General features: G+C 51.7%; 29 protein-coding genes. 16 read left to right on the top strand and 13 right to left on the bottom strand.

From position 1 onward, the window contains the following. Positions 1-21 precede the first annotated feature (21 nt). Genes fliI through fliF form a run of 4 tightly spaced genes read right to left on the bottom strand, consistent with a single transcriptional unit; the run spans position 22 to position 4790 of the window. Complete coding sequence (fliI, locus tag AC6I77_RS11425) at positions 22-1383, bottom strand: flagellar protein export ATPase FliI (RefSeq protein WP_003854480.1); 1362 nt, start codon at positions 1381-1383, stop codon at positions 22-24. Continuing rightward, positions 1383-2081, bottom strand: coding sequence for a flagellar assembly protein FliH (gene fliH / locus AC6I77_RS11420; protein WP_003854482.1), 699 nt, complete (start codon positions 2079-2081; stop codon positions 1383-1385). The genes fliI and fliH overlap by 1 nt, the downstream gene beginning before the upstream one ends. Continuing rightward, positions 2074-3066: a flagellar motor switch protein FliG gene (gene fliG, locus AC6I77_RS11415; RefSeq protein WP_003854483.1), complete on the bottom strand. Its 993-nt coding sequence runs from the start codon at positions 3064-3066 to the stop codon at positions 2074-2076. The genes fliH and fliG overlap by 8 nt, the downstream gene beginning before the upstream one ends. Then, positions 3063-4790, bottom strand: a complete 1728-nt coding sequence (fliF, locus tag AC6I77_RS11410; RefSeq protein ID WP_008926873.1) for a flagellar basal-body MS-ring/collar protein FliF — start codon at positions 4788-4790, stop codon at positions 3063-3065. Before fliF ends, fliG begins: the two co-directional genes overlap by 4 nt. Positions 4791-5021: 231 nt before the next feature. Here fliF and fliE point away from each other — a divergent pair, with 231 nt between their 5' ends. Beyond that, the gene (gene fliE / locus AC6I77_RS11405) at positions 5022-5333 is read left to right on the top strand and encodes a flagellar hook-basal body complex protein FliE (protein WP_003854485.1); all 312 of its coding nucleotides are present in this window, start codon (positions 5022-5024) and stop codon (positions 5331-5333) included. A 214-nt stretch (positions 5334-5547) separates the two neighbouring features. Further along, positions 5548-5889: a hypothetical protein gene (locus AC6I77_RS11400; RefSeq protein WP_110411320.1), complete on the top strand. Its 342-nt coding sequence runs from the start codon at positions 5548-5550 to the stop codon at positions 5887-5889. 182 nt (positions 5890-6071) lie between these two features. Here the strand turns inward: AC6I77_RS11400 and AC6I77_RS11395 are convergent, their stop codons facing one another. Continuing rightward, entirely contained in the window at positions 6072-6224 is a 153-nt protein-coding gene (locus tag AC6I77_RS11395; RefSeq protein WP_238329305.1) for a hypothetical protein, read from the bottom strand. A gap of 339 nt (positions 6225-6563) precedes the next feature. Here AC6I77_RS11395 and AC6I77_RS11390 point away from each other — a divergent pair, with 339 nt between their 5' ends. Further along, entirely contained in the window at positions 6564-7379 is an 816-nt protein-coding gene (locus AC6I77_RS11390; protein ID WP_497816942.1) for a glycosyltransferase family 17 protein, read from the top strand. A 115-nt stretch (positions 7380-7494) separates the two neighbouring features. On the opposite strand, the gene AC6I77_RS11385 is transcribed toward AC6I77_RS11390, so the two are convergent. Beyond that, entirely contained in the window at positions 7495-7695 is a 201-nt protein-coding gene (locus AC6I77_RS11385) for a hypothetical protein (protein ID WP_003854493.1), read from the bottom strand. A 317-nt stretch (positions 7696-8012) separates the two neighbouring features. On the opposite strand from AC6I77_RS11385, the gene AC6I77_RS11380 reads away from it, so the two are divergent. Further along, the gene (locus AC6I77_RS11380; protein WP_003854495.1) at positions 8013-8261 is read left to right on the top strand and encodes a hypothetical protein; all 249 of its coding nucleotides are present in this window, start codon (positions 8013-8015) and stop codon (positions 8259-8261) included. A gap of 64 nt (positions 8262-8325) precedes the next feature. On the opposite strand, the gene AC6I77_RS11375 is transcribed toward AC6I77_RS11380, so the two are convergent. Further along, complete coding sequence (locus AC6I77_RS11375) at positions 8326-8958, bottom strand: helix-turn-helix domain-containing protein (protein WP_110411322.1); 633 nt, start codon at positions 8956-8958, stop codon at positions 8326-8328. Between the two features lie 136 nt (positions 8959-9094). Between AC6I77_RS11375 and AC6I77_RS11370 the strand changes: the two genes are divergently transcribed. The 3 genes from AC6I77_RS11370 (at position 9095) to AC6I77_RS11360 (ending at position 10224) form a co-directional block, all read left to right on the top strand. Then, entirely contained in the window at positions 9095-9478 is a 384-nt protein-coding gene (locus AC6I77_RS11370) for a hypothetical protein (protein WP_008926860.1), read from the top strand. Further along, positions 9465-9806, top strand: a complete 342-nt coding sequence (locus AC6I77_RS11365) for a hypothetical protein (RefSeq protein WP_033763175.1) — start codon at positions 9465-9467, stop codon at positions 9804-9806. Before AC6I77_RS11370 ends, AC6I77_RS11365 begins: the two co-directional genes overlap by 14 nt. A gap of 151 nt (positions 9807-9957) precedes the next feature. Further along, entirely contained in the window at positions 9958-10224 is a 267-nt protein-coding gene (locus AC6I77_RS11360; protein WP_003854505.1) for a hypothetical protein, read from the top strand. A gap of 38 nt (positions 10225-10262) precedes the next feature. On the opposite strand, the gene AC6I77_RS11355 is transcribed toward AC6I77_RS11360, so the two are convergent. Then, positions 10263-10502, bottom strand: coding sequence for a DinI-like family protein (locus AC6I77_RS11355; RefSeq protein WP_003854508.1), 240 nt, complete (start codon positions 10500-10502; stop codon positions 10263-10265). Positions 10503-10677: 175 nt separating this feature from the next. Here AC6I77_RS11355 and iraP point away from each other — a divergent pair, with 175 nt between their 5' ends. Then, positions 10678-10977 (top strand): anti-adapter protein IraP, encoded by a 300-nt coding sequence (iraP, locus tag AC6I77_RS11350; protein ID WP_003854510.1) that lies wholly within the window; start codon positions 10678-10680, stop codon positions 10975-10977. Between the two features lie 196 nt (positions 10978-11173). Here the strand turns inward: iraP and AC6I77_RS11345 are convergent, their stop codons facing one another. Beyond that, positions 11174-11497, bottom strand: coding sequence for a DUF6388 family protein (locus AC6I77_RS11345; protein ID WP_008926858.1), 324 nt, complete (start codon positions 11495-11497; stop codon positions 11174-11176). Positions 11498-11750: 253 nt separating this feature from the next. Between AC6I77_RS11345 and yedD the strand changes: the two genes are divergently transcribed. Beyond that, positions 11751-12224, top strand: a complete 474-nt coding sequence (gene yedD / locus AC6I77_RS11340) for a lipoprotein YedD (protein ID WP_497816941.1) — start codon at positions 11751-11753, stop codon at positions 12222-12224. 104 nt (positions 12225-12328) lie between these two features. On the opposite strand, the gene amyA is transcribed toward yedD, so the two are convergent. From amyA to fliD, 4 genes are all read right to left on the bottom strand, one after another. Then, entirely contained in the window at positions 12329-13810 is a 1482-nt protein-coding gene (gene amyA / locus AC6I77_RS11335; RefSeq protein ID WP_105099077.1) for an alpha-amylase, read from the bottom strand. Positions 13811-13911: 101 nt separating this feature from the next. Further along, complete coding sequence (fliT, locus tag AC6I77_RS11330) at positions 13912-14277, bottom strand: flagella biosynthesis regulatory protein FliT (protein WP_039659989.1); 366 nt, start codon at positions 14275-14277, stop codon at positions 13912-13914. Beyond that, positions 14277-14684, bottom strand: coding sequence for a flagellar export chaperone FliS (gene fliS / locus AC6I77_RS11325; RefSeq protein ID WP_039659990.1), 408 nt, complete (start codon positions 14682-14684; stop codon positions 14277-14279). The genes fliT and fliS overlap by 1 nt, the downstream gene beginning before the upstream one ends. Before the next feature lie 8 nt (positions 14685-14692). Then, entirely contained in the window at positions 14693-16111 is a 1419-nt protein-coding gene (fliD, locus tag AC6I77_RS11320) for a flagellar filament capping protein FliD (RefSeq protein ID WP_283543844.1), read from the bottom strand. 336 nt (positions 16112-16447) lie between these two features. Between fliD and AC6I77_RS11315 the strand changes: the two genes are divergently transcribed. The 7 genes from AC6I77_RS11315 (at position 16448) to AC6I77_RS11285 (ending at position 26110) form a co-directional block, all read left to right on the top strand. Beyond that, entirely contained in the window at positions 16448-17647 is a 1200-nt protein-coding gene (locus AC6I77_RS11315; protein ID WP_497816940.1) for a FliC/FljB family flagellin, read from the top strand. Between the two features lie 210 nt (positions 17648-17857). Further along, complete coding sequence (locus tag AC6I77_RS11310) at positions 17858-21379, top strand: glycosyltransferase (protein WP_497816939.1); 3522 nt, start codon at positions 17858-17860, stop codon at positions 21377-21379. Positions 21380-21557: 178 nt separating this feature from the next. Further along, positions 21558-22343 carry a hypothetical protein gene (locus AC6I77_RS11305; RefSeq protein ID WP_497816938.1) on the top strand — a complete coding sequence of 262 codons (786 nt, stop codon included), beginning with the start codon at positions 21558-21560 and terminating at the stop codon, positions 22341-22343. 173 nt (positions 22344-22516) lie between these two features. Then, positions 22517-23485, top strand: coding sequence for an HNH endonuclease signature motif containing protein (locus AC6I77_RS11300; RefSeq protein WP_039659999.1), 969 nt, complete (start codon positions 22517-22519; stop codon positions 23483-23485). Between the two features lie 144 nt (positions 23486-23629). Beyond that, on the top strand, positions 23630-24352 hold the full coding sequence (locus tag AC6I77_RS11295) for an RNA polymerase sigma factor FliA (RefSeq protein WP_003854529.1): 723 nt from the start codon (positions 23630-23632) through the stop codon (positions 24350-24352). 50 nt (positions 24353-24402) lie between these two features. Further along, on the top strand, positions 24403-24906 hold the full coding sequence (fliZ, locus tag AC6I77_RS11290) for a flagella biosynthesis regulatory protein FliZ (protein ID WP_008926851.1): 504 nt from the start codon (positions 24403-24405) through the stop codon (positions 24904-24906). 217 nt (positions 24907-25123) lie between these two features. Then, positions 25124-26110 (top strand): D-cysteine desulfhydrase, encoded by a 987-nt coding sequence (locus tag AC6I77_RS11285; protein WP_039660002.1) that lies wholly within the window; start codon positions 25124-25126, stop codon positions 26108-26110. Positions 26111-26187 lie beyond the last annotated feature (77 nt).

Here is a 26187-nt window from a genome sequence, read left to right as displayed (position 1 = left end):
ACCTCGTGTTAATTCGTGTGACTAGCCAAACAGCGCATGCAGATGCAGGCTGGCGTCGTCATAATCGCTGCGCTCAAAGATGCCCTGTTGCAGGAAAGCTTCCATCTGCGGATAGAGCGTGATCGCTTTATCCAGCATCGGATCGCTGCCGGCGGCATAGGCGCCGACGCTGACCAGATCGCGGTTTCGCTGGAAGCTGGAAAGCAACTGCTTAAACTGGCGCACCTGTGCATAGTGGTTCTCATCGATCAGATGCGTCATCGCACGGCTGATCGAGGCTTCAATATCGATGGCCGGATAGTGACCCGCTTCGCCCAGCCGGCGCGACAGCACGATGTGGCCATCGAGAATGGCGCGCGCAGAGTCTGCAATCGGATCCTGCTGATCGTCGCCTTCGGTCAGAACGGTATAAAAGGCAGTGATCGAGCCGCCGCCGTCGATGCCGTTACCGGCACGCTCAACCAGCGCAGGCAGTTTGGCGAACACGGAAGGCGGATAGCCTTTGGTTGCGGGCGGTTCACCGATTGCCAGGGCGATCTCACGCTGCGCCATGGCGTAGCGGGTCAGGGAATCCATAATCAGCAACACATGCTTGCCGCGGTCGCGAAAATCTTCCGCGATGCGGGTGGCGTAAGCGGCACCCTGCATACGCAGTAGCGGTGACACGTCGGCCGGCGCGGCAATAACCACTGAACGCGCACGGCCTTCAGCACCGAGAATGTTCTCGATAAAATCTTTTACTTCACGGCCACGTTCGCCAATCAGACCGACCACGATCACGTCGGCTTTGGTATAGCGCGCCATCATGCCGAGCAGGACGCTTTTACCCACGCCCGAACCGGCGAACAGGCCCATACGCTGCCCGCGACCGACCGTCAGCAGAGCGTTAATCGCCCGCACGCCGGTATCCAGCACGTCGGTAATCGGCGTACGCTGCAGCGGGTTAAACGGCGGGGTGTTCAGCGGTGCGCGATAGCCGGTATCCGGCGACGGCAGGCCATCCAGCGGTCGACCGCTGCCATCAAGTACGCGGCCCAGCAGTTCCGGGCCCAGCATCATCTGTTTGCCTGCCTGCGGGTTCTCACCGTTCTGGCGCGCATAGACACGCGCACCCGGTAAAATGCCGTCCACTTCTTCCAGTGGCATCATCAGCAGTTTCTGCCCGTTGAATCCCACCACTTCGCTTTCGATTTCACTGATGGTTTTGCCATCGTTGCGTTCGATCACACAGGTTGCACCCAGTGGCAGCTGTAAGCCGGTCGCTTCCAGCACCAGGCCGGTGGCGCGGGTCAGGCGGCCATAACGGCGCACCGGCTGCACCTGGGCGATCCGTTTCTCAAAGGCGTCGAGCGAGCCAAGCCAGCGATTCAGACGGGTGGTCATTAAATTTCTCCAGGTGCAGCAAGACGGCAAAGTTCCTGCCAGCGCGTCGCGACGCTGGCATCCAGGTCGCCATCTTCTGCGCTGAGTTTGCAGCCGCCAGGATGCAGGGTGCTGTCAGCGATCAGACGCCAGCCATGCAGATCCAGCGTCGGACCCAGGGTCTGCTCAATACGTTGTAAATCATCCGGGTGAACACGCAGCTGCGGTTTGCCGCTGAACATTGGTTCCTGCTGCAGTAAACCCTGAATCTGGCGCAGCAGGGCGGTGCCATCTACCGTGGTCGCCTGACCAATGACCGAGCGAGCCGCTTCCAGCGCCAGCTGCATCAGACGGGCAGCGATGACGCTGTCCAGGGATTCCAGCGTGTTCTGGAACTCCGTTACCAGTTGCTGCATCCGCGCCTGAAGTGGCGCCTGCTGCTGCTGGGCATCGGCCAGACCCTGCTGAAAACCGGCGTCATAGCCCGCTTTCTGTCCTTCGGTCACACCCTGCTGATAACCTTCGTTGTAACCCTGACTCTGTGCCTCTTTCCGCATCTGCTGCTGCAGACGTTCAAGCTGCTGTTGCTGCTCATCAACGCCATCGCCATCTTCAGCGTCGTAGATTTCTGGCTGCAGCTCCGGTTCAGGCTCATCAAAACGGCCTAAATCATTGGGCTGCCACAGCTGCCAGGGGCGGGCAGAAAATGCATCAGACATACGTTTCCTCGCCACCACCAATCACCATCTCGCCAGATTCGGCCAGGCGGCGAACCACCAGCAGGATTGCTTTCTGTTCGTTTTCCACTGCCGACATCCGAACCGGACCACGGTTGGCCAGATCGTCGCGCAGGATATCGGCCGCACGGGCTGACATGTTTTTGAGGAATTTCTCGCGCAGTGGCTGTTCGGCACCTTTCAGTGCAACCAGCAGCTGCTCGGACTCCACTTCCTGCAACAGACGCTGGATGCTGCGGTCGTCCACGGCCACCAGGTTTTCGAACAGGAACATCTCGTCGATAATTTTCTGTGCGAGTTCGCCATCGAAGTCGCGTACCGCTTCGATAACGGCCTCTTCCTGCTGCGTTTTCATCAGGTTGATGATCTCGGCTGCCGTTCTCACGCCGCCCATCTTCGCGCGCTTGAGGTTGGTACCATCCAGCAGGCCGTTCAGTACTTCGGTCAGTTCGGCCAGCGCGGCTGGCTGCACACCACCGAATGTCGCGATACGCAGCATCACATCGTGACGCAGACGTTCGTCGAACAACGCCACGATATCCGCAGCCTGGGCACGCTTGAGGTGCACCAGGATGGTCGCGATAATCTGTGGATGCTCGTCGCGAATAAGGTCGGCGGCGGCCTGCGGTTCCATAAAGTTGAGCGTTTCCATACCGCTGGTGGTTTCGCGCGTTTCGAGAATGTCCTCCAGCAGGCTGGAGGCACGCTCTTCGCCCAGTGCACGTGTCAGCACCGAACGCAGGTATTCGTTCGAGTTCAGGCTCAGCGCCGCGAACTGCTCAGCATCTGCTTCGAACTCACGCAGCACCTCTGTCAGCTGTTTGTGCGACACCTGACGCATATTGGCCATCGCACCACTAAGATGCTGCACCTCGCGCTGATTCAGATGTTTGAAAACTTCCGCAGCACGCTCTTCACCAATGGTCATCATGAGGATGGCGCTTTTTTCGGTTCCGGTCAGACTCATAGCTCTTTACTCATCCATTCGCGAATTACCAGCGCGACGACGCGCGGATCGTTTTCTGACATGTCGCGGATGCGTTGACTCATCACTTCTGCGCTCATGCGGTTGTTTGACTTACGTTCCTGATCCAGCTCATCTTTGCTGAGCTGCACATTAAAGGCTTCTTCCTGCGGCTGATCAGTAGCGGCACGGGCGGCAACGGCTTCAGCAGCGGCTTTCTCTGCGGCCTGCTTGCGAACCAGATGCGGACGAACCATCTTGCGGTAGAGGACGAAGGCGACCAGAGCAACCAGCAGCCACTTACCGGCATCCATCAGCTGATCAAAGAAGGACTGCTGTTGCCAGAATGGCAAATCAGTGGTCACAGGTTCAGTGGTGTTAAACTGCGAGTTCACCACGTTAATGCTGTCGCCACGGCTCTGGGAGTAGCCCATCGCTTCGCGTGTCAGGTCTTCAATCTGCTTCAGTTGTTGTTCGTTCAGCGCAACGGCTTTGCCTTTATCATCTGCACGGAAGTTCACCACCACCGCAACCGACAGGCGCTGTACGTCGCCGACGTTAACCTTTGTATGACGGATAGTGCGATCCAGCTCGTAGTTCACCGTGTCATCACGACGTGAATTCGTCGGGCCTGAGCTGGCCGGTGCAGTGCTGGTGGTCTGGCTGGCGTTGTTCGCCGCGTTATTCTGACCATTCGCGGCCTGACCGTTGGCTGCATTGTTGTTCGGCGTCGTCACCGGCGCGGTGTTGGCTGGCGCCGGCTGGTTAGAAAGTGCGCCCGGCACGCCGCCCGGATAAGGGCTGCCTGATTGATCACTGGTGCTGGTCTGACGCGAACGAATCGCTGAGTTCGACGGATTAGCGTTAGGCTGATATTTCTCGTCAGTCTGCTCGGCAGTGTCGAAGTTAATCTGCGCGGTAACCTGCGCATGCACATTGCCCTGGCCAAGAATCGGATTCAGGATTGCTTCAATACGTTGCTGGTAACGCGCTTCAACTTCAGAGGAGTATTTCAGCTGCGCGTCATTCAGATCGCGACCAGCAGAATCAGAACGAGTCAGCAGGCGTCCGGTCTGATCGACCACCGTCACGTTGCCCGGCGGTAAACCGGCGACGCTGCTTGAGACCATGTGGGCAATGGCCTGAATCTGACCTTCGTCCAGCGCACGGCCAGGTTGCAGCGTTAAGGTGACAGAGGCGGAGGGCGCTTTCTGCTCACGCACAAATAAGGTGGGTTTAGGCATCGCCAGATGAACACGGGCACTTTTGACCGGGCCCAGCGATTCGATGGTGCGTGCCAGTTCGCCTTCCAGCGCGCGCTGGTAGTTAACCTGCTCGCTGAACTGGCTGATACCGAACTTCTCTTTATCCAGCAGCTCGAAGCCTACCGAGCCGCCTTTCGGCAGACCCTGCTGAGCCAGACGCAGACGCAGCTCATGCACATTCGCTTCAGGCACCATTAATGCGCCGCCGTTTTCGGCGAAGCGATAGGGAATGTTCATCTGCGTCAGCTGCGTGACGATGGCACCGCCATCCTCATCAGTGAGGTTATTATAAAGGACGCTATAAGATGGCTGTTTCGCCCAGAGCACCATCGCGATCACGATTGCTATGACAGCAGCCGCGGCGATGACTAAAGGAATACGCGGATTTGCGCGCAGGCGAGCTAACAGGTCACCGAAGCCTTTCTTTTCTTGTTCTGTTGTGGCGGCTGTACTCGCATTCATGACCGTTTCCTGCCTGACGTAATTGACCGGGTAAGTTGAGATGGCAAAACAGACTCCCTGACCTGCGTAGATAAAATTTCCACTTCAATGCCAGGCATTATTAGGTGATAAGCAAAATTCGATGGCTGGATAAGGTAGGGTTTTTGATGTTATTTAGCGGCTTTGTCTCATTGACAACGTGCTAACTTTTGCTCACATCAAAAATGTCACCCTCTTTAAAAGGTATCGTTCATGTCCATTCAGGCAATTGACGGCGTACTGCAGCAGCTACAGGCGACCTCACTGCAGGCCAGTAATCGCAGCAGTGAAGCCCCCAATCAGATCGATTTCGGCGCGACCATGAAAGCGGCGCTGGATAAGATCAGCGAGACGCAGACTACCGCACGCACCCAGGCGCAGGATTTTGAAATGGGGAAACCCGGCATCGCATTGAATGATGTGATGGTCGATCTGCAGAAATCATCAATCTCAATGCAGATGGGGATTCAGGTCAGGAACAAACTGGTGTCGGCGTACAGCGAAATTATGAATATGCAGGTTTAGTTATACTGACCTGCGCATTAAATCTTTCTGTTTGCCTTAAGATAAGCAGACTTGAATGTCAGCAATAATGTCAGTCCTTTTGCTAAGCCTATGACCCTGTACTGACGTCAATGCAGGCGTCATTGGCTATACTGTTCATTATTAGTCGTTACGCACCGGGCACCTCACTTTTCGGCGCTATCGACTCATCGCCCATCAGCAGGACGCCAGCACAGTGCTAAAAATAATTATCCTTATCGCATCGTTGATTAGCCTATCAGCTCCCGGCATTGCCGCCATGCAGTGCGGACCCTTTTACCTTAAGCAGGATAAGAGTGGCTGGTTCTCAGTAAATGGTGAACGGGCAAAAACCCAGAAAGTGACGTTTGCCAGAGAGAAGGGTGACTACAGCAACGCAACGGTGAAAATCCGGGTCAAAAATAGCAAAGCGCCGGGAATGGTGGATATGGAGCAGACAAACCGTGATGGCAAAGGGTTGTTGAGGGCAGAAATTGTCCGCACCAGTCAGAGTCAGATCCGCATTCGGGGTGACTATGATTGCGAGCCGGCTAAGTAAGTTGAGTTATTACTGCAAATGCCTGTGATTATCGCAACCCTGAAGTAGTGATAGCCGGTGCTTTTGAATCATAGTTAAACGTCGCACTGGTTTGGTGATGACTTAACTTTGTCCTTTCAACCCAGGCTAGTGTTTCATTATCCTGCACCATGTTAAACCGCTTTTAACCAGTAAGCAGCGGATCATCCTGCTCCAGATTGAATCTCCGGTCTTGTGCCATTCCGGTAAGGCAAGACCGTCAAAATAAGCGGTTTTATATAAAGGCGCAGCCCAACCCGTTCACTATCCATGACCGCCAGCAGGGGCAGGCTCAGGGCAATAATGATCTTCTTCATCTGTTAAATCATAAGCATTATTTTGTCGACAAATAACATCGGGAACTCACTTGTCCCGCTGATTTTCAATCAAAAATTTGCGCTTAATATTGCTAGCGTCGCTGAGTAAATGTAACATCCGACGGATAAATAAAGCATCGAATATCTTTTAGCCGCAACAATTTTTTATTCCACTGTTACATTGTTAGCCAGATTACTATAAACACGGAAAGTTTAACGCAATTAAATACCGCATCTATCAGACGCATATACATCAGCCTTATAAAAAGGTATGCAGACGTTTGTTAAGTGCCATTAACACCATTGTCCTAATGAAAATTTTCTACTTAAGTGCCTCTGATGACAATGATTTATGACTGTTTTTTATACTACGATGAAGATGTTTTGCTTGAAATGCGTCTGAACACGCTTGAGAATGTTGTTGACCGGTTTGTCATTGTTGAATCGCTTTATACCTTTACGGGTAAACGCCGATGCAAGCTTAATTTTGACATTGAGAAATTCGACCGTTTTCGCGATAAAATTATTTATGTCGTCAACGATATTGCGCCAGTATTTTATCAGCACGCCTTTCAGTCGAATAGCTCTCTGGTTAAGGCGGGCGAGACCGATCCCTGGGAGAATGAATCCACTGCACGGAATCAGATTATGCAAGGTCTGGCTGGCGCGCAGGATGATGATATTATTATTGTGTCAGACGTCGATGAAATTCCCCGACCTGAAGCGATTAAAGCCTTTAGCCATCGTCACCTCTGTACAACATTGCACCAGCAATATTTCAATTTTAAATATAATGTACGTGTATTGAACAATGACGGTACACCGCGTTGTGCCACACTGGCAAAAATGGTGACGTTTAAAACATTACGAACCTTTTTCATGGGACAACCGGAATTACTGCGCAACGTTAAGCGCCGTGGAACACCCATACGCGACAGCTGGTTGCGCTGGAAATGGCTCGGCTGGCGAACGAAAGTCATTAAGGATGGAGGATGGCATTTTTCATGGGTAATGAGCGATGAACGCATAAGTGAAAAATTGCGTCGATTTCACATACCGAACATAACTGTCCTGAATTCAATAACCCGGATCATATCCGGCGCTGCGTTGAGAACAACATTGATATCTGGAATTGCCCAAGAAGGATGGAAATAGTGCCGATTACCGCTGAACATTTTCCTGAGTGGCTGGTTACACATCAGCATCAGCTGACAGATTATATTAAATCCTGATGCTGACCAGCGCGCCCACCGGGCGCGCCTCTTACCCTTCAGGTTGCTTTATAGGGATCTTTCTTATCATCCTGACTGTCATCATTTTTCCGCGGCACTTCACCATGGTCTTTTGGTGCATCGGTGGCGGGATGATCATCTTCCTCATACGCATTACCCGCGTTAGGTGCTGCTTCGGGCAGGCCTTTGCTGACATCACCTTCTTTCTTACGTTCTTCATTCGTATTGTGCTTAAACATAATTCACTCCTGTTGTCCCAGTCGTTTAAGTCTAGACCAGCCCTGAGATCCCGCATTAGCATGGAATTAAAGGCAAAAAAAAGCCCGCCAGAAGCGGGCTAATCGGAGTTTCTCTCATACTGAACATGTTATCTTTCGATGTTTTGGTGTACAGCAGCTCAATGCTAACGGGAAATTCCTGATGCAGAAATGGACAAACTTGCCATATCGCTTGCGACAGGTCACATTCCAGGTCGATAAAAACATCGATAAATAAATTCGATTGAACTGATTAATTAAAAGCATATAGTGGCCTCCGTTACCAGGAGATAGAAAATATGTTACGAGATCATTTAAAGATTGAAGCAGAAGATCAGTTAATTGAACAAGGCTCGCTAAGCCTGAGAAATCGTGGTCAGGAAGAAGTGACCGAGTGGATTATTGTTAACCGTCAGGGAGTTAAAAAAGGCGGTGTCACACTGTTCGATAAACTCAGTACCCGCCGCTCATGGCCAGTGAACTACCGCATTATGCAGACCGATCTGCAGGGCAATGTGGTCGTGGATCAACTCACCGACGCCCTGTAGTTACCAGACCCGGACCCTGGCCACGGTTGTACGATAAAAAATTAACCCGCATTGGCGGGTTTTTTTATGACTGCCGGTAGCGGCGCAGTTCCACCACCGTACCAATTAGCTTCAGGTTCTCCCGACTGGAATGCAATTCAGGAAAGTTGATGTTAATGGGGGCCAGCTCAAACTGCGTAACGCCACCTTCACTACTACGTTGCCGCCAGGTACGGATCAGAGCAATCTGCTGCTGTAATGCCAGCACGCTATCGCCAGGCTGGGGTGAAACTTGCGGATCGATGATCACCACATCATCCCGCACAATCGCGGGCATCATTGCCTGTTCTTCTACACGAAAGGCAAAGCTCTGTTGTGAAAGCGCCATATCGTTGTGCATCAGCAATTCGTGTCGGACTGAACTGTCATCCGAAAGCCATCGTGTCACATCACGCTGATTAAGCAGCGGAATCTGGTGAAGACCGCCATAAGCACTTTCGCTGAAAACAGGGCCATCCCCATCTATCAGAAAAGCCGGGGCACAACCCAGCGCTTCGGCGAGCCGTAGCAGATTCTCACCGCGCGGAAGCGTCTCCTCTTTTTCCCATTGCGAAATCGCTACATGGGACACTTTTACCTGTTGTGCCAATTGCTTCTGCGTTAATTGCAGTGATTTCCGTCGGAGGCGGATTCGGTCACCCAGCGTTTCGTTTTTCATAAGCTTGACATATTGGTTGAAAGTGATTTAAGTATACTTAAGCATGGTATTTAAGTAAACTTAAATTTCAAGCGGAGGACGTGGCTTTTCAGCACGCAATATGTTCCAGCGACCTAACCGGAAAAAGGGGTATGGCATGGAAAGTAGTCTGATTACCAGTATGGGAGCGTTAGTTCTGGGTGGAGGCGCAGCAGCACTGTTCTGGAAACCGTTATTGGCGGGTATCGCGTCAATCGTAACCAGTAACCGAGCGGGCGGCGAAATTATTACCAGCTACAAAGAGCAGGTGGTGTTGCTGAAAGAGAGCAACCTGCTGATACGGGAGGAAAACGATGAATTACGCGAACGGCACGACAGGAATTTGCGGCGAATTTCGACACTCGAAACCGATCTTCGGTTAATCAAGAATGCGGTAGGGATTTTGCTAGCAATGACCGAAACCGATCAAAACGACAAATTTCGTAATGAAGTTGATCGGCTTATCTCAACTCTGGAGGATCGCAGCAATGGCAATGATTGATAATACCAGGGCTCCAATATCATACAGGCGTAAAGTTATCCTCGGCTGCATTCTTCTCAGTTGTTCGATGATTTGCATCCTGATGACGATTATTTTTCTTTATGTCAGTAATACCGCAAACAAACGAGTCGAGGAGATTAGGGCGGATTACCGGGCAATAGCGGCACGACGTGATGAAAGGGTCGAGGTGCTGACGGATAAGGTCACAGCATTACAACATAAGCTTGATGTGATACCGGATCGTACCGCTGATAAAACACTGAGTAGAGTGAAAGAGGTCGTTTCTGAAGACAACCAGACGTCCGCAAAACCGGGCCAGACACCGTAACTTCCGATTATTCTTAGTGCGGCTTCGCTATTATCGACTAGTTTTAAATCTCGGGGCAACATTTTGTACCTGAATGCAGGCCCGATGATTGGCCGGTCGATGAACCGCTAAGCCTAACCACTTTGGATAACTGACCAGAAGGAAATTTAGCATGAGCGATTCAACAGAAACCAAGACCAAAACTGACTATCTGCGTGATGTGACGTCTCAGCTAAAAGAGATGCGCCACTATGCGCAGACCAACACCGAAACGCTGTCCAGCCATTGGTTAGCGTTTGACGCCGGTGAATACAAAGATAAGACGAACGCCGACCGAATCGATGCATTGCTGAATAAGCAGGGCAAGCTGTTGGAAGATTTGGATGCCGCCATTCAGGACATTGAGATTGAAATTAATCACAGCGAGCAGGAGAGCTAAGTCATCTCCCGCTAACTTATGCGGTGGCCGGTAAAGGATTAATCGGCCACCAGCCACATCTCCGCTTCGTCGAACATCTCTTCAACAATCCGCGCAACCGTCGCTTTATCGTTCTTACTCAAATCAGTATCAATCGCGTTACGTTCCATCGGCTTGACCTTAACTTCAATGTCAGGAAACACCCGATGCACCCGCTTTTCCAGCTCCTCACGAATCATCTCGCGGGCACCCGGTAAACCGGCAACGTTGCGCTTGTCATAAATCAACTCAACAAACATGATGGCAATCCATTCAGGGCAAAATCGCTGACATATAATACTGTAAATAAAAACAGTGGCAAGGCATGGCGCGTGATTTCGCGTAAATTTTTATGTCGTGTAAAACACGATCTTCAACTGGAAAAATGCGCACGCATCACGACATAATGACGGCTTACTTTTCAGGAGGTCCGCGATGCGACAACTGGTAATAGATATTCTGCTAAAACTGGCAAAGATGGATGTCGATGCAAAAGAGTTGACGGCGCAGCTTGAAGCGCAGTCCCTGCTGGTTGCAGCGCTGCTGGTGCAGGCGAAACAGGACAACTCGCTGACCATTTCAGAAACGGTGCAGGATGCCATCATTACCGCTTCGCAATCGTCGACCGGGTTTCTGCAATCGGATGTTGATCTGCTGCTGACGCACATTAATCGTCTGCTGGCTGTGGCAAGTTATGTTGAAGTGAAGGGTAAAGCGACGGAAGAGAGAGAGTAGGGCAGGAAAAATTCGCCTCTGGAGATGGATATTTATCAACATCTTCAGAGGCAGTGCAGGCGCAGGCGTCGTTCAGGGATGGTCATGATCCGAGTCCTGCGGAAAAGTGACTACTCTCTTAACCGGGTACACATTCTTCAGCTACTTTCATGCTGGCAGGCGTTGTGCTTTACCGGCCTCTTCTCTGCAGCGCGTATTACAATTCGTTTTTAATGCAAAACTCTTCCCAGCTCATACCCAATGATTCAGCGTGAGATTTGAGATAAGTCTCGATCGCTTCAGCCGCCACCGCTTTATCTGGCTCAGCGAGCTGAATGGAGAAGATCATTCCATCCAGATTCTTCTGGCGCAAAAAGGCCGCATAGATACGTTCGGCATGCCATTCGCGCAATTGGCGCAATGACAGGTTGGCGGCGCGGGCATCGCTTTCAGTTAATTCGTCAAGTGCGGATTGAAAGTCTGGATGCGCGGTAAAAAACATCTCGCGTGCCTGGGCATAGTAAGCTTCTGGCGTTTTCATATTCATATTCCTGAAAATCTATTGCAGCGCGTCAGTGTAGCGGGTTGTCTCCTGCTTGTCAGGCGCGGCAAAGATAAGAGATGAACCTGCTTCGCCAACAATTTTCCGGTTAAAATGCTTTATGCAGACCTCACTACGGGTTTCGTTCTGCCGCAATCATCGTCTGTGTGGCGTCTTAACATCCAGATATCTTGCGTAACGCGGTGGAAAAATTATAACGTAGCCGCCATTGACGTGATCTTAGGGATTAAACATGAAAAAGTGGATGCTGATTGCCGCGCTGGCATTGAGTGGTTGTGCGCAAATCAACGATTATGAAAATGCGGTGCAGACACCGGCACCTGCTGATCTGCAGGGGACCTGGCAAACCGTCGGCCCACAGAGCAGCCTGATCAGCAACAAAGCGATAGCCAGTCTGATCATTAATGCCGATGGCAGCACGCTGGATTGCCGTCAGTGGATGCGGGTGATCGCGAAGCCGGGCAAACTGACCCGATTAAATGGCGATTATGTGAATGTCACACGTAAGATACGGGTGATGCCGCTGGTGGTCGATAATGGCGAGCTGAGCTACGACAGGATGACTCTGCGCAAAGTGGCGCGTCCGACAGTAGAGTGTCAGCAGGCACTGGAAGAAGTCGCAAAGCAGCCAAAAGCCGCCGTGATTCAGAACATCGAACCGCAACTGTTGCGCACGGCGATTACCGAGAATAACGCGAAGTCATAACAGTCGATCCATAGCAAAACCGCCCCAACAGGTAGAGTGCCGTTCACGCACTTGTCTGCCGGGGCGGTTTTCGTTTTCACTGCATCCCTAATTTTGCTGCTAACTTATTCTGCGATGACCCAGACGCTGACGCTGCCACCGTTACAGGCAAAGACCGCTGTGCCATGCTCGTCGGCGGTAATCGTCTCTTCACGGTTACCCAGATAATCCCGCCAGACCTTACCGGCAAAACCTTCACCCATCGGAACGCTTTTCTCACCTGCATCGCCATTCGACATGATCACCACACAGCCTGGCTGCGTTTCAGTGCCGCTGCGGCTGAATGCCACGCAGTTAGGATGATCAAAATAGTCGGTCTGAACGCCCCAGCCATATTGCTGACGCGCCCTGATCAACCCCTCAAGTTCAGGGATCACCGGCATCTCTATTTTATGCGTCTCACCGTCGCCGCCTTCATCTTCGTAGGTTGCCCCGAACAGATCAGGATAAAAAATGGTGGGCACACCTTGTTCACGCAGCAGGATCAGCGCATAAGCCAGTGGCTTAAACCAGGCTTCAACCGGCGCTTCCAGAGACTGCAACGGCTGGGTGTCGTGGTTGGCGACGATCGTCACGGCATGCCAGGGATCAGCCACGACCAGCGAATTAGCAAAAATCTGGCTCATGTCATAGGCGCTGCCCGCGGTGGAAGCCTGATGGAAGTTCATATGCAGTGGGGCATCAAACAGCATGGTTTTACCTTCCACCTGATGCACATACTCCTGCAGTTTCTCGGTTTCAAATGACCAGTATTCCGCGACGATAAACATCGGCTCTTCAGCAACCTCCTGAATATGCTCGATCCACTCTTTGTAGAACCAGGCCGGAATATGTTTTACCGCATCCAGACGAAAGCCGGTGCAGGGCACCTGTTCCATCACCCAGCGCGCCCAGTATTTCAGCTCTTCCCGGACCGCATTGTTACGGAAATCGATGTTGGCACCCATCAGATAGTCGAAGTTACCCAGTTCGTTATCGACCTGATCGTTCCAGCCTTCGGCGGTATAGTCATTGATGATTTTAAACACGCCGTTTTCGTCCGGATTCTCAATGTGGTCTACGCCGCTAAAGCACTTGTGATCCCAGACAAACTTAGAATATTCCCCGGCACGGGCCGGAAAAGTGAATTTCGTCCAGGCTTCGCACTCGACAACCTCTTCGTAGATTTCATCACGGTTATCCGGGTTGACGCGGTTAACACTGATCGCCTCTTTCTCATCAGCGCCCATTTTGTGGTTCAGCACCACATCCAGCACTACACCAACGTTGTGGCTGCGCAGGGCCTCTGCCGCCGCCAGTAATTGCGTTTTGTCGCCATATTTGGTGGCAACACCGCCTTTTTGATCAAATTCCCCGAGGTCGAACAAATCGTAACTGTCGTAACCGACTGAATAGCCGCCTGAACCCCCTTTGTAGCAGGGTGGTAACCACACCATACTGATTCCAATTTCGCTGAGCCAGGCTGCACGATCGGCGACCTCAGGCCACAGTTTGCTGCCATCCGGGTAATACCAATGGAAAAACTGTAATAACGTTGGGTTTTGCATGTACCACACTCCAGGGGATGATGAGAATCAAGTATGGAGTAAGCGGCAGAAAAGAGACGCCGCGCAGAGAAATAAATCTGGCGGCGTAGCAGAGAAGGGGATCAGGAGAGCGTTTCGCGCGGCACCATGACTAAGCCGCCCTGACTACTGTAGGCAGACATGACCGATTTCTGACGGGTGTTCTGACCTACCAGCGAGGCCAGCTCATCCATCCGCGCCTGCAGCAGACGTTTTACTTCGCTTTCGTTATCCAGTATACGACGCAGCACCGGGCGTAACTGCTCCTGCGTCTGCGATGAAGGCGACACAGCTTCTGTCGATTGGGCCAAGTTCTGCACCGCACTGACATACTCCATCTCCCTGCTGATCAATTCATCCCATTCGCCCTGTACTGCATGACGCAGCATTCCCTGGCTGAGATCGAGTAACTGTTGGTAAACGGTAATCAGATGCGGTGCAGTGGTCATTAAACGGCGTCCTGAATCAGGTGAGATTGAACTACTTCTTTCCACGCGTCCGCGATATTGCGCAGCAGGCCTTCGACCTCCTCGACCGCTGCAACATCATTGTGCAGGTTGGCATGCAGCAGGCGACGGGTCATGTAGTTGTAAAGATCCAGTAGATTGTCTGCCAGTTCATCACCACTGTTTTCAAGCAGGCCCTCTTTCAGACCTGCTTCGATAATATTGATTGCTTTGGAGATCGAGCTGCCTTTGCCTTCAATATTGCCATCCTGCATAAACAAGCGGGCGCGGATTAACGCGCTCAGTGCGCCGTCGAACAGCATACCCACCAGCTGCTGCTGGGTGGCGCTCATGACGGCGCTTTCTACGCCAATTTTTGCATAGGCTTTGGTGCCTGTAGCGCTGTACATGGTCACTCCTAGGATTTACTTGAAGAACTTGACGTATCGAACTGCTGCGTCAGATACGTACTGGTCGAGTTGAGTTTACTGATGGCCATATCCAGCTGAGTAAACTGTGTCTTGTAACGTGCGATATCCGCGTCAATACGATCGCTGGTGGTGTTATAGAGCGCAGTTAAGGTATTCAGTGTCTTGCTGACGCCATCGGTGGCAGCCTGAACAATTCCTTTAGATGCCAACCAGTCAGTCAGTTTGCTGTCAATTTTAGCGGCGATGCCGGTTTTACCGTCACCCACGATCATCGCTTTTACGCCAGCAGCATCTTTATCCAGTGCGCTGCTCAGCTTTGTCGAGTCCAGTTTTAATGAGCCCGTGGTCGGATCGGTGTTAACACCTATCTGGCTCAGTGATTTGAAAGTGGATGTACTCTGCGCATTGGTGAGCATGCTTTTCAGCTGTGTTTCAATCGTGCGCAACGTGCTGTCACCTAGCAGGGCACCATTGCTGGAGTCCTGAGCGTCGCTGTTTGTATCCACTTTGGTGAATTTGGTCAGAGTATTGAACTGATCCAGCAACGTATTGTAGGCATCTACCCAGGCACTGACGGCGCTGGAGGCTTTGGAGGTGTCTTTGGTAATGGTAAGCGTCTGACTGCCAGCCGTCTGAGCAGTCAGATTTAAGGTAATCCCTTCAAGCGCATCACTGATCTGGTTGCTGCTGTTCTCAATGGCAACGTTGTTTACCGTAAGTTGCGCATTCTGTGCTTTAACGCTTTCAGTCATCACATTGCTGCTGGCGGATGCGTCAAAACCCACAATCCCCTGTAGCGTACTGTCACCGGTAACGGCAATCGTCGCCACCGCATTGTCGCTGCCGGTTTTATTGGCACTCATTGATAGACGGAAGCTGCCGTCTGACACCTTGATAATACTGGCGGTAATACCAGCGTTGGCGCCATTGATAGCGTCACGCATACCGGTTAGAGAGGTCTGATCGGCCGAGAGCGCCACACTTTTACTGGTGCCATCTTTTAATGTAATCGCAATGCTGCGGCTGGCTACCGAGCTGTCGCCCAGTGCGGCAGTGTTACTGCTCTGTACCGCAGAGGTCAGTACCTGCGCCTGTGCCAGCTGTGTGACGTTAATGGCATATTTACCGGCCACGGTGCTGCTGCCAGAGGTGGTGGCACTGAATGCCGTCGAACTGCTGTTTGCGGTCGTAGCAGTAAACAGGTCAGCACTGTTCAGCTTGGTGTTCGCGGTCTGAAAAGTTGTCAGTGAACTTTTCAGCGTGGCATAGGCACTGAGCTTGGACGTGTAAGCCGACTGCTGTTTTGAAATCGGTGTGAGTGACGCTTTTTCAGCGGTGGTCAAACTGTCAAGCATGGTACTGAGTGGCAGGCCGGAACCGACACCGAGATTGCTTATACTAGCCATGTTAATTCCTTTATAAGGTCGACAGAGAAATTGATACCTGGGTTATCGGCCTTGAATAAGGAAAGTTTAAGGTTATTTGCCTTAGGGTAATGAGGTAAATAAGCACTATAGAGAAGGGTAATTCAGCGGCTAGAAAATTAATGAATTAAGTCTAAAGAAGTTCGGACGGGTGGCGATAACTTAAAACGTGACAGGTTGAAGCAGAAAAATTCGCCTGGTACTAAAAAAATTCTAAAGGTTGTTAAACGGCAGACGATAACAACTTTGACGGCGCTGAAGCCGGCGGGTTGAAGCCCACACCTTAACCGAAAGACTTGATTAACAGGAAAATTCATCATGGCCCAAGTCATTAATACCAACAGCCTCTCGCTGATCACTCAGAACAACATCAACAAGAACCAGTCAGCTCTGTCTACTTCAATGGAGCGTCTGTCTTCTGGTTTACGTATCAACAGCGCGAAAGATGACGCTGCTGGTCAGGCAATTGCCAACCGTTTCACCTCTAACATCAAGGGCCTGACTCAGGCTGCTCGTAACGCCAACGACGGTATCTCTGCTGCGCAGACTACTGAAGGCGCGCTGTCAGAAATCAACAACAACTTACAGCGTATCCGTGAGTTGACTGTACAGGCTTCAAGCGGTACTAACTCTGATTCTGACAAATCTTCAATCCAGGACGAAATCAAATCACGTCTGGACGAGATTGACCGCGTATCTGGCCAGACTCAGTTCAACGGCGTGAACGTGCTGGCTAAAGACGGCAAAATGAACATCCAGGTTGGCGCTAACGACGGCGAAACCATCACTATCGACCTGAAGAAAATCGACTCCAAAACTCTGGGTCTGGATAGCTTCAACGTGAACGGCCCTGTAGGCACTATTGGTACAGCGGGCGCACCTGAATTCAAAGCTGCTTACGGTACTACTACCAACGTAACTGGCGCAACTGTTCAGGAATCTACTACCGATGCACTGTCTACCCGTCTGGGTGTGGCAGCTTCAGGTGTGACTGTTGACGGAACTAATGTCTACAAAGATGACAACGGCAAAATGTTCGCTAAAGTGACCGTTGCATCAGCAAGTCCTGCTGAAACCAACAACCTGAAAGCAAATGGTATCGATATCGCCAGCGGTGCGTCTCAGTCCTTCTATGTTGCGGTTGACCCACAGTCAGCAGATACCACTACAACTGCAGGCACTGCGGCGTTCAAACTTGACACCACTAACATGAGCCTGTCCAGCCTGACCACTGGCGCATCTGCAAGCCCACTGGCTAAACTGGATGATGCTATTGCAAGCGTAGATAAGTTCCGTTCTTCACTGGGTGCGATTCAGAACCGTCTGAACTCAGCCGTGACTAACCTGAGCAACACCACAACTAACCTGTCAGCTGCACAGTCTCGTATCCAGGATGCTGATTACGCAACTGAAGTTTCAAACATGTCTAAAGCGCAGATCGTACAGCAGGCTGGTAACTCAGTGTTGGCAAAAGCTAACCAGGTTCCACAGCAGGTTCTGTCTCTGCTGCAGGGCTAATCGATTCCCTCAGAATCAACGTGAAAACCCCGCTTCGGCGGGGTTTTTTTTAGGGGCTGAAAAACGGGTACGTCTAGCCATTCTGGCAGATTAACCCCTCTTTGCTGTTTTACTTCTCCGATTGAACCCAGCCACAAAGATTATGCTTAAGCAAAATGTGCGCTGCTCTCAGTCGATCATGACTAAGAGGAGTCAGTGAGAGAGAGTAAAATGCATCAACATGATCTTGTCAGCATCATCATTACCGCAGAGGCTTCAGCCTGGTTTACCGACGCACTCGACAGCGCGCTCAGCCAGGATTACCCGCATTTTGAAATCATTGTGGCTGATTACAGTGACGCTCCTTTTATTCATAAGAAGCTGGAGGGTTATCTTGGCAAATACGATCACCTTCTCCGCTATTTAAAAATCGATAACGGGACGATGCCGGTTTATCAGGCTGCCGTCAGCGCAGCGCGCGGAAAATATATCAAGTTCCTGTCAGATGCCGATCTTCTGAAACCTCTCTGCGTCTCCACATTAGTCTCAGGCTTAACTGCACACCCGTCATGCCGTGTGGCGATCTCGCGTCGGGAACGGAAAGGTCCACAGGGTGAAGTGCTGCCCGAGCTTATCTCAACATCGGCCCTGAACAGTGAAAACAGTATTATCAATGGCCAGGATTTTCTGCGTAATCAGACCCTGAAAGCGTACAGTCTGCCGGGAGAGATGACCGCCGCGCTGTTTTACCGCGACGATCTCAACAACAGCTTTATCGATCACTCTTTGCTCACCACCGGAGAACCAGCATTGCAGGCGATTCCGGCGCTGGTGATTTTTCACCATCTTTTGAGCCACAGCCACCTGCTCTGGGTTGCCATGCCGCTGTGCAGCGTGCGCGCTTCAGACGTGGAGTTCCAGCCGCATCAGCGTGAAAGTAACGATATATTCAGCATTGGGCGCGAGACATTATATGAAAAGATCCGTAATGAAAGCTGGTTTATCGATGTTGACCATCCGCCCCATCTGGCGCGCGTAGCTTCACCTGAACAACCGGATCTGTTCAGCCTCAAAAATCTTTTTGAAGAACAGCAGAAGAACTTTACGCTAAGCACGCTCGCGACGTGGCGAAATTCACGCACCCTGAATCCGTTGCAGCAAACCCTAGTAATGGATCTCGCCGCGACGCACACACCTCCCGTCAGCGTGCTGGTCGTCGTTACGGTTACCGCAGAGACCGTCGCCGGTCTGGATACACTGTTGCATTCGATCAGTCAGACTGCGACAGCGGGTGTCCGGTTTGAACCGGTTATCGTTGCCATCGGCATTGTTCCCGAAACAAATGCTGAATGCTATGCCGCAACAGAGCAGAGCCGAATCAGTGTCATCAACCAAATCATTCATCAACGTGATGAACATTGGGTCATGTTTGTTGAAGCGACAAGTGTTCTGCACGCCTCCGGTGTCATCGCATTGAGTAAAATGCTGCTTGTTCAAAACCCATATTTAGCGCTCTATGCGGATGAATTTTTTTACATTGATGATGTACCACTGGGTGCTGCGTTCCGCCCGGATTTTAATCTCGATCTCCTGCTCAGCTCACCCAAAACGATGGCGGAACACTGGTTGTTCCGCCGGGAACTGCTATTAGCGGCGGAAGGGCTGGATGCCGATTATCCCGCGTCGGCCGAGTTTGATCTGATTGTTAAGCTGATTGAATCACAGGGTTTTGACGGTATTGGTCACCTCGCTGAGCCATTATTAACTGGCCATCTGAAAAGCAGGGATATCCTGGAAGATGTGGCCATTATTGAGCGGCATTTGCATAACCGTGGCTACCCCGAGGGACGGGCGGCGCTTGATAAATTCTTTAATTACCGTTTACGTTACAATCACCACCAAAAGCCGCTTGTATCAATCGTTATTCTGGCTAACTGGCACCTCGCGTCGCTGATCAGCAGCGTAACCACTGTGCTGGAAAAAACCACTTATCACAATTATGAACTGATCATCATCTGCGATAACCAGGGAACGCCTGAGCGGGACGAATGGTTATCGGCTATCAGTAACGTCGACCCCGCACGTATAAAAACGGCGAGCTTTAACGGCAAATTCAGTCACAGCCTCATGTCTAATCTCGCTGCAGAAAAGGCTACAGGTGACTATCTGCTTTTCATGCACTCTGAAATGGCGGTCACTGACGGTGAATGGCTCGACAATCTTCTGAATCATGGGCTGCGACCCGAAGTATTTGCCGTGGGTGGCAAGCATCTCTCATCTGACAACAAGATCAGGCATGCGGGCTATGTCCTGGGCGTAAATGGTGCTGTGGGTGAAGTCTTCAGGGGCAATGACGACAACGATGCCAACTATCTTGGGCGCATGAATGTCGACCAGAATTATAGTGCTGTTTCGGGTGATCTGATGCTGATGCGGAAATCGGTATTCGATGAGCTGGGAGGATTCGATCAGGATAAGCGCTTATATGCTGACGTTGATCTATGTCTGAGGGCACGGGAACAGGGCTATCTGACCGTCTGGACACCTTATGCCCGACTGCATCGTCCTGCGTCACGCACCAGTCCGTTCCCGGATGAAACTGTGCAAACTTCCAGTAAATTAAAACAACTGGAAGAAGATAAAATGTATGCTGACTGGATGCCGGTTATCGCCTGCGATCCTGCATATAACCCCAACCTGTCACTGAGAAGTCGCCACTTCGAATTGAGAAATGACGATATTAACTGGCTGCCGGTCAGAGCAGAAAATCTGCCCACCTTCCTGGCGCATAATGCCGACATTTACGGTTGCGGACACTACCGTATTACACAACCGCTTGAGGCGATGATAGCGGAAGGCGTTGCTCAGGGAACAAGCGGCATGACGCTGCTGACATTGAGTGAAATGGGGCAGTTCAGACCCGATAGTCTGATTATCCAGCGCCGGTATGCACCGGCATTTCATAACTGGATGGAGCGGGTCAGTAAACTTCATAACGTCTTTAAAGTGTTTGAGCTGGACGATTACATCATCAATTTGCCCATGAAACATCATGGGCGTCACGCTTATAAGCAGGAAACGGCAAAATTAATACGTAAAAGCCTGAGCTTCTTTGATCGCTTTGTGGTTTCTACCGCGCCACTGGCCGATGCAATGCGGGATATGCATCCGGATATCGTAGTAGTGAAAAATCGTCTTCCCTCAGCGGCGTGGGGACAGCTTCACTCACTGCGTCAGCAGGGTAAAAAACCCCGAGTGGGTTGGGCTGGTGGTGTGAGCCATCGGGGTGATCTTGAAATGATTTTCGACATTGTCCGGGAATTTTCGCAAGAAGTAGAATGGGTCTTTATGGGGATGTGTCCGGATAAACTCCGCCCCTACGTGCATGAAATACACAGTGGCGTTGATCTTGCGCTTTATCCTGCAGCGCTCGCGTCTCTGAATCTCGATCTGGCACTGGCACCGGTCGAAGACAACATCTTCAACGCCTGTAAAAGTAATCTGAGACTACTGGAATATGGTGCCTGTGGCGTGCCGGTGATTTGCAGCAACGTGGCCTGCTATCGGGACGATAACCTGTCGGTTACCCGCGTCAATAACCGGTTTATTGACTGGCGAGATGCTATCCGGATGCACCTGGCTGATCCCGATGCGAGCGCAAAAATGGGGATAGAACTGCAGGCTGAGATCCGACGCAACTGGATGCTGACCGGGGATAATCTGCACATGTGGGCAAAGGCATGGCAGCCCTGATGCACTCCGGCACCGTATAACTTTTCGGGCTCGCTGATCACTTTTTCAGATGGTCTGAAAAAGCGCAAAACGCAGATCGGTTAATTAAATTCTTGTCAAAACATGAAGCGCTGCTCAATGGTAATCGTCTTAATGAAACCGAAGAGGATCTCTTTTTCTGTTACAGCTGACTATTTTTATGAGCGATGTGATGGCCCACAGACACTTGCGGCTGTTAAGGAACAGGCGTCTTTTTCCGGATACCTGCTTTATCACTGAGGTGGCCTGTGCATCGTTCAGCATTAACTGTCAGCAGTCTGGCCGTAATGAGATCCTGCGGAATACCGATCTACTGGTAGTGAGAAATCCCGCTGCGTTGAAGCTTTTCAGCCACAAAAACGTCGTCCTTCAGGCTGACGAACTCGGGACAGACTGGCAGCATCTCAACCGGGCTCGTCACTTTCTACCTCAAAATAACGATAAGCCAAGAGTGGGGATCGTGCTGTCGGATCTGCAACCGGAAGACTGGCGACATATTGAGTTACTTCTCAAAGAGATGAGCGAAGATGTCTGCTGGATTGTCTACGGTGCCTGTCCTGACGCGTGGAAAACAGCTATTCACGAATATCATCGTAAAGTGCCGCAAAACAGATTGCCGGAGATCTTTCAGTCGCTCAGGTTAAATCTTGCGCTTGCACACCTTTCAGATTCTCTACTGAATCAGGCGGAAGGGCATCGGGTTATTGCGCAGTTAGGGGCTTGTGGTTATCCGGTGCTTGCCAGCGATCATGATGCGTATAAAGAGATAATGAGCGTTAAGCGCATTAAAAATAAAACGTCCCAGTGGCGATTTATGATTAAAAAAATGATCAGTAATCCAATTTTGTTACGCAGCCTGGGTGAAGATATCTATCGTGAAGTCAATGCAAAATGGATTTATCAGCCGGGGGAACTGCCTGCATGGCTAACCCGTAAAGATCATTAAAAGTGGGGGGATGGGTGCGTAAGCGTATTCGTCCTGCTCATAAGTTTTCGCAGCCCATGGCTTATTTTAGCCAGACAATGATGATCACCCAACCCCGTTACAGTTCCCCCCACGCCTGCCGATAACTCTCTACAGAACAACATCAATTTTGATTTTCACTTTGTGGAGTGTCTATGCGCTTCAATTACGACCTGTTACCGGGCGAGCGGCTGACCTTCGACGAGATCGCCCGGCGTTATGCTTTGCAATACCCTGATGAGAAAGAGCTGACAGCCCGCGCGTTGCTCAGTCCCTCAACGGGCCTGCGTACGCTAAAAATTCGTGCGGTGTTTGCACAGGAGGAGAGTAACAGTCCGCTGGAGGACCTGCTGTTCATCTCCCATGACAACGAGCGAAAAAATTACCTGCGTCGCTTTGAGCACTACCTGAAGCAGAATCTCTCTTTCCTCTATTTCCGTCGCAGCGAGAACGAGAAGCGCGAAAACCTGTGGAAAGTGATGGGCAGCAGCCAGGTTTTCGCGATGATCGATCCGCAATCCGCTACGGCGCAGAACCTGATTAACAGTCGCGGCTACAAACTGGTGCTGATGCATCAGGATGATGATGACGCTTACTGGCAGCTCTTCAGTCCGCAGGCCGATCCCTGTTTTCCGCAGTCGCAGCGCATTCAGTTCATCGTGGTGCTGAGTACGCCGCAGCACAAAGTCCCTGCGGCGGTCATGCCGGGTACTGAAGTCGGACGTCGGGTTAAAGCGCGGGTGCTGCAGCGCGCCAGTCAGGCGGAATTCAGTGCCGGGGTAAAAGCCCGCTACGGCGCCTGTGTAATGACCGGAACCGAGCTGACCGAACGCCATAACTGGCCGTGGGTGGAAGCCTGCCATATCGACACACAGGAAGGCGATGACGGTATCCTTGCCGATAACAGCATCGATAATGGCCTCTTTTTACGCAGCGATTTACAGCGGTTATTTATTAACCGACTGATTAGTATAAATGGTGAGTCGGGAGAGATTCAGGTGCACCCTGGCGAGGAGGCGCGGCAGCATATCGCGCCCTGGTATCAGGAGCTGGATGGTCGCGTCTGTAGCCTGTGGGCCGCCGTACCACCCGCCACGCGGCAACGGCTTCGCGCCCGTCGTTAATTTCTATTGATGGGTGCAGAACGATATGCACCCTGACTTAACAAAAATGAAATAGCCTCGTTTTACCCCGCCTATTCAGTCAATCGAAAACGCTACAGAATTGCATAATCATGCCGATAACTTCATTAACGCAGGGTAGTCAACGTGAACGATTTCTATACCGCCGAAGGCGTGATGGACAAGCATTCGCTCTGGCAGCGCTACGTGCCGCTGGTGCGTCATGAAGCGTTGCGTCTGCAGGTTCGCCTGCCGGCAAGTGTTGAGCTTGACGACTTGCTGCAGGCAGGTGGGATAGGGCTGTTAAATGCCGTAGAGCGCTACGACGCGCTTCAGGGTACAGCCTTTACCACCTACGCCGTGCAGCGTATTCGTGGCGCAATGCTCGATGAGCTTCGCAGTCGGGACTGGGCACCACGCAGCGTGCGTCGTAACGCACGTGAGGTGGCTGGCGCAATGCACAGAGTTGAACAGTCGCTGGGGCGTTCTGCTTCCGAGCAGGAAGTCGCGCAGCAGCTGAACGTTTCAATGGAGGAGTACCGGCAGATCCTGCTGGACACCAACAACAGTCAACTTTTCTCCTACGACGAGTATCGGGAAGAGCACGGCGACAGCGCGGAGCTGGTGACGGAAGGCCATGAAGAAGCCAATCCACTTCACCAGTTGCTTGAAGGGAGTCTGCGTGAGCGCGTCATTGAAGCGATCGAAGCGTTACCCGATCGTGAAAAGATGGTGCTGACACTGTACTACCAGGAAGAACTGAACCTGAAAGAGATTGGTGCGGTGCTTGATGTGGGTGAATCCCGTGTCAGCCAGCTGCACAGTCAGGCGATTAAACGCCTGCGGGCCCGACTTGCGGGAGCGCGCTAGCAGTATCAGTTCCTGGCGATTCAAAATTATAAGAAACCGGGGACTCAGTAATGGGAGCCAAGACCAAAGCCAGACCGTTAAGTCGTTATCTTAAAGACTATAAACACAGCCAGAGCAATTGTTCACACTGTGGCAAGGTATTAGATCGAATGGCGCTCGTTTTTCGTGGCCAGATCATCAATAAAGAGGCCATCGCTCGGATGGACCAGATGATTGATGAACAGCTGTGGCTGAAACTTCAGCCCGAGCTGACCGCGCTTTGTCGTTTTTGTAGTGATATTTTTTGCAATACCCATCCTAATTACTTCGACATTATGGCGTTTAAACAGTATCTGTTTGAACAGACAGAGATGAGCCCGAGCACGATTCGTGAGTATGTGGTGCGTCTCCGTCGACTGGATGAGATGCTGAAAGCCAAAAATTTCCCGGCCGAAAAGCTTAAAGGAAATAGCTGGCATCAGTGTCTGGAAAGCGATTTGCCCGATGCCGGTAATAACAATTACCGCATTGCGCTGCGCAAGTACGATCAGTTCTTAGGCTGGCAGCAGGCGTAAGCCTGATCTGCACCGATTGTTCCCCCGCGTGCCTGTGGCACAATCCTCTTTTCCCGCCAGCCGGGAAAAAGGGGCGGGGGAGCACGGCGCTTCTTCCTCCTGGTTTTTTCCCTGCACTTCCGTCACACCGCATCTGCTGACACCTGAATAAGGGTGATCCTTTTCGCATCTTCTGCAACACTGTAAGGATAATTCCCGTGCCCAAACGGAGGCCGCATTGTCTTTGCATTTGTTACACCAATTTCCTCGTCTTGAACTGCTGGGCGCACCGACGCCGTTAGAACATCTGCCACGGCTTTCTGATTATCTGGGGCGCGATATTTTCATCAAACGCGATGACTTCACGCCTGTCGCGATGGGTGGCAACAAGCTGCGCAAGCTGGAATTTCTGGCGGCCGATGCCCTGCGTGAAGGTGCCGATGTGTTACTGACTGCGGGCGCTATTCAGTCCAACCATGTGCGTCAGACGGCGGCAGTCGCTGCCCGGCTTGGCCTGAAGTGCGTAGCGCTGCTGGAAAACCCGATCGGTACACACGCTGAAAACTACCTGAGCAACGGCAACCGTCTGTTACTGGATCTGATGGATGCTGAAGTGATCATGGTGGATGCGCTGCACAATCCCACCGAACAGCTGGCTGAAGAGGCAACCCGGCTGGAAGCCCAGGGCTTTCGTCCTTACATCGTGCCGGTCGGCGGCTCAAATGCGCTGGGTGCACTAGGCTATGTGGAGTGTGCACAGGAGATCGCTCATCAGAGCGAAGGCGTGGTTGATTTCGCCGCCGTGATCGTTGCTTCCGGTAGTGCTGGCACCCATGCCGGACTGGCGGTAGGACTGGAGCATCTGCTGCCGGAAACCGAGCTGGTGGGCGTCACCGTTTCACGTCAGGTTGACGCGCAGCTGCCGCTGGTTGAGCGGCTGCGTCAGTCGCTGGCAGAGAAGCTGGAAGTACAGGTTAAGGCACCGATCACCCTGTGGGATGACTATTTTGCGCCACGCTACGGCGAGCCGAATGATGAAGGCATGGCGGCGGTAAAACTGCTGGCGCAGCTGGAAGGGATACTGCTGGATCCGGTTTACACCGGCAAGGCGATGGCCGGACTGCTGGATGGCATCAGCCAGAATCGTTTCCGCCGTGAAGGTCCGTTGCTGTTTATTCATACGGGCGGGGCACCGGCGTTATTTGCTTATCATCCTTCAGTCTGAGACAAGCGAATAAAACAGTTTATACTCCGTGCGTTATCATTTTGAACAGGCAGCGATACGCGGTGCTGCCCTTATAA

The sequence above is a fragment of the Pantoea sp. X-Soil-ISGK-259 genome, from assembly GCF_059730705.1.
The sequence above is the reverse complement of the archived record's forward strand: the minus strand, read 5'-3'. Positions and strand labels throughout refer to the sequence as shown.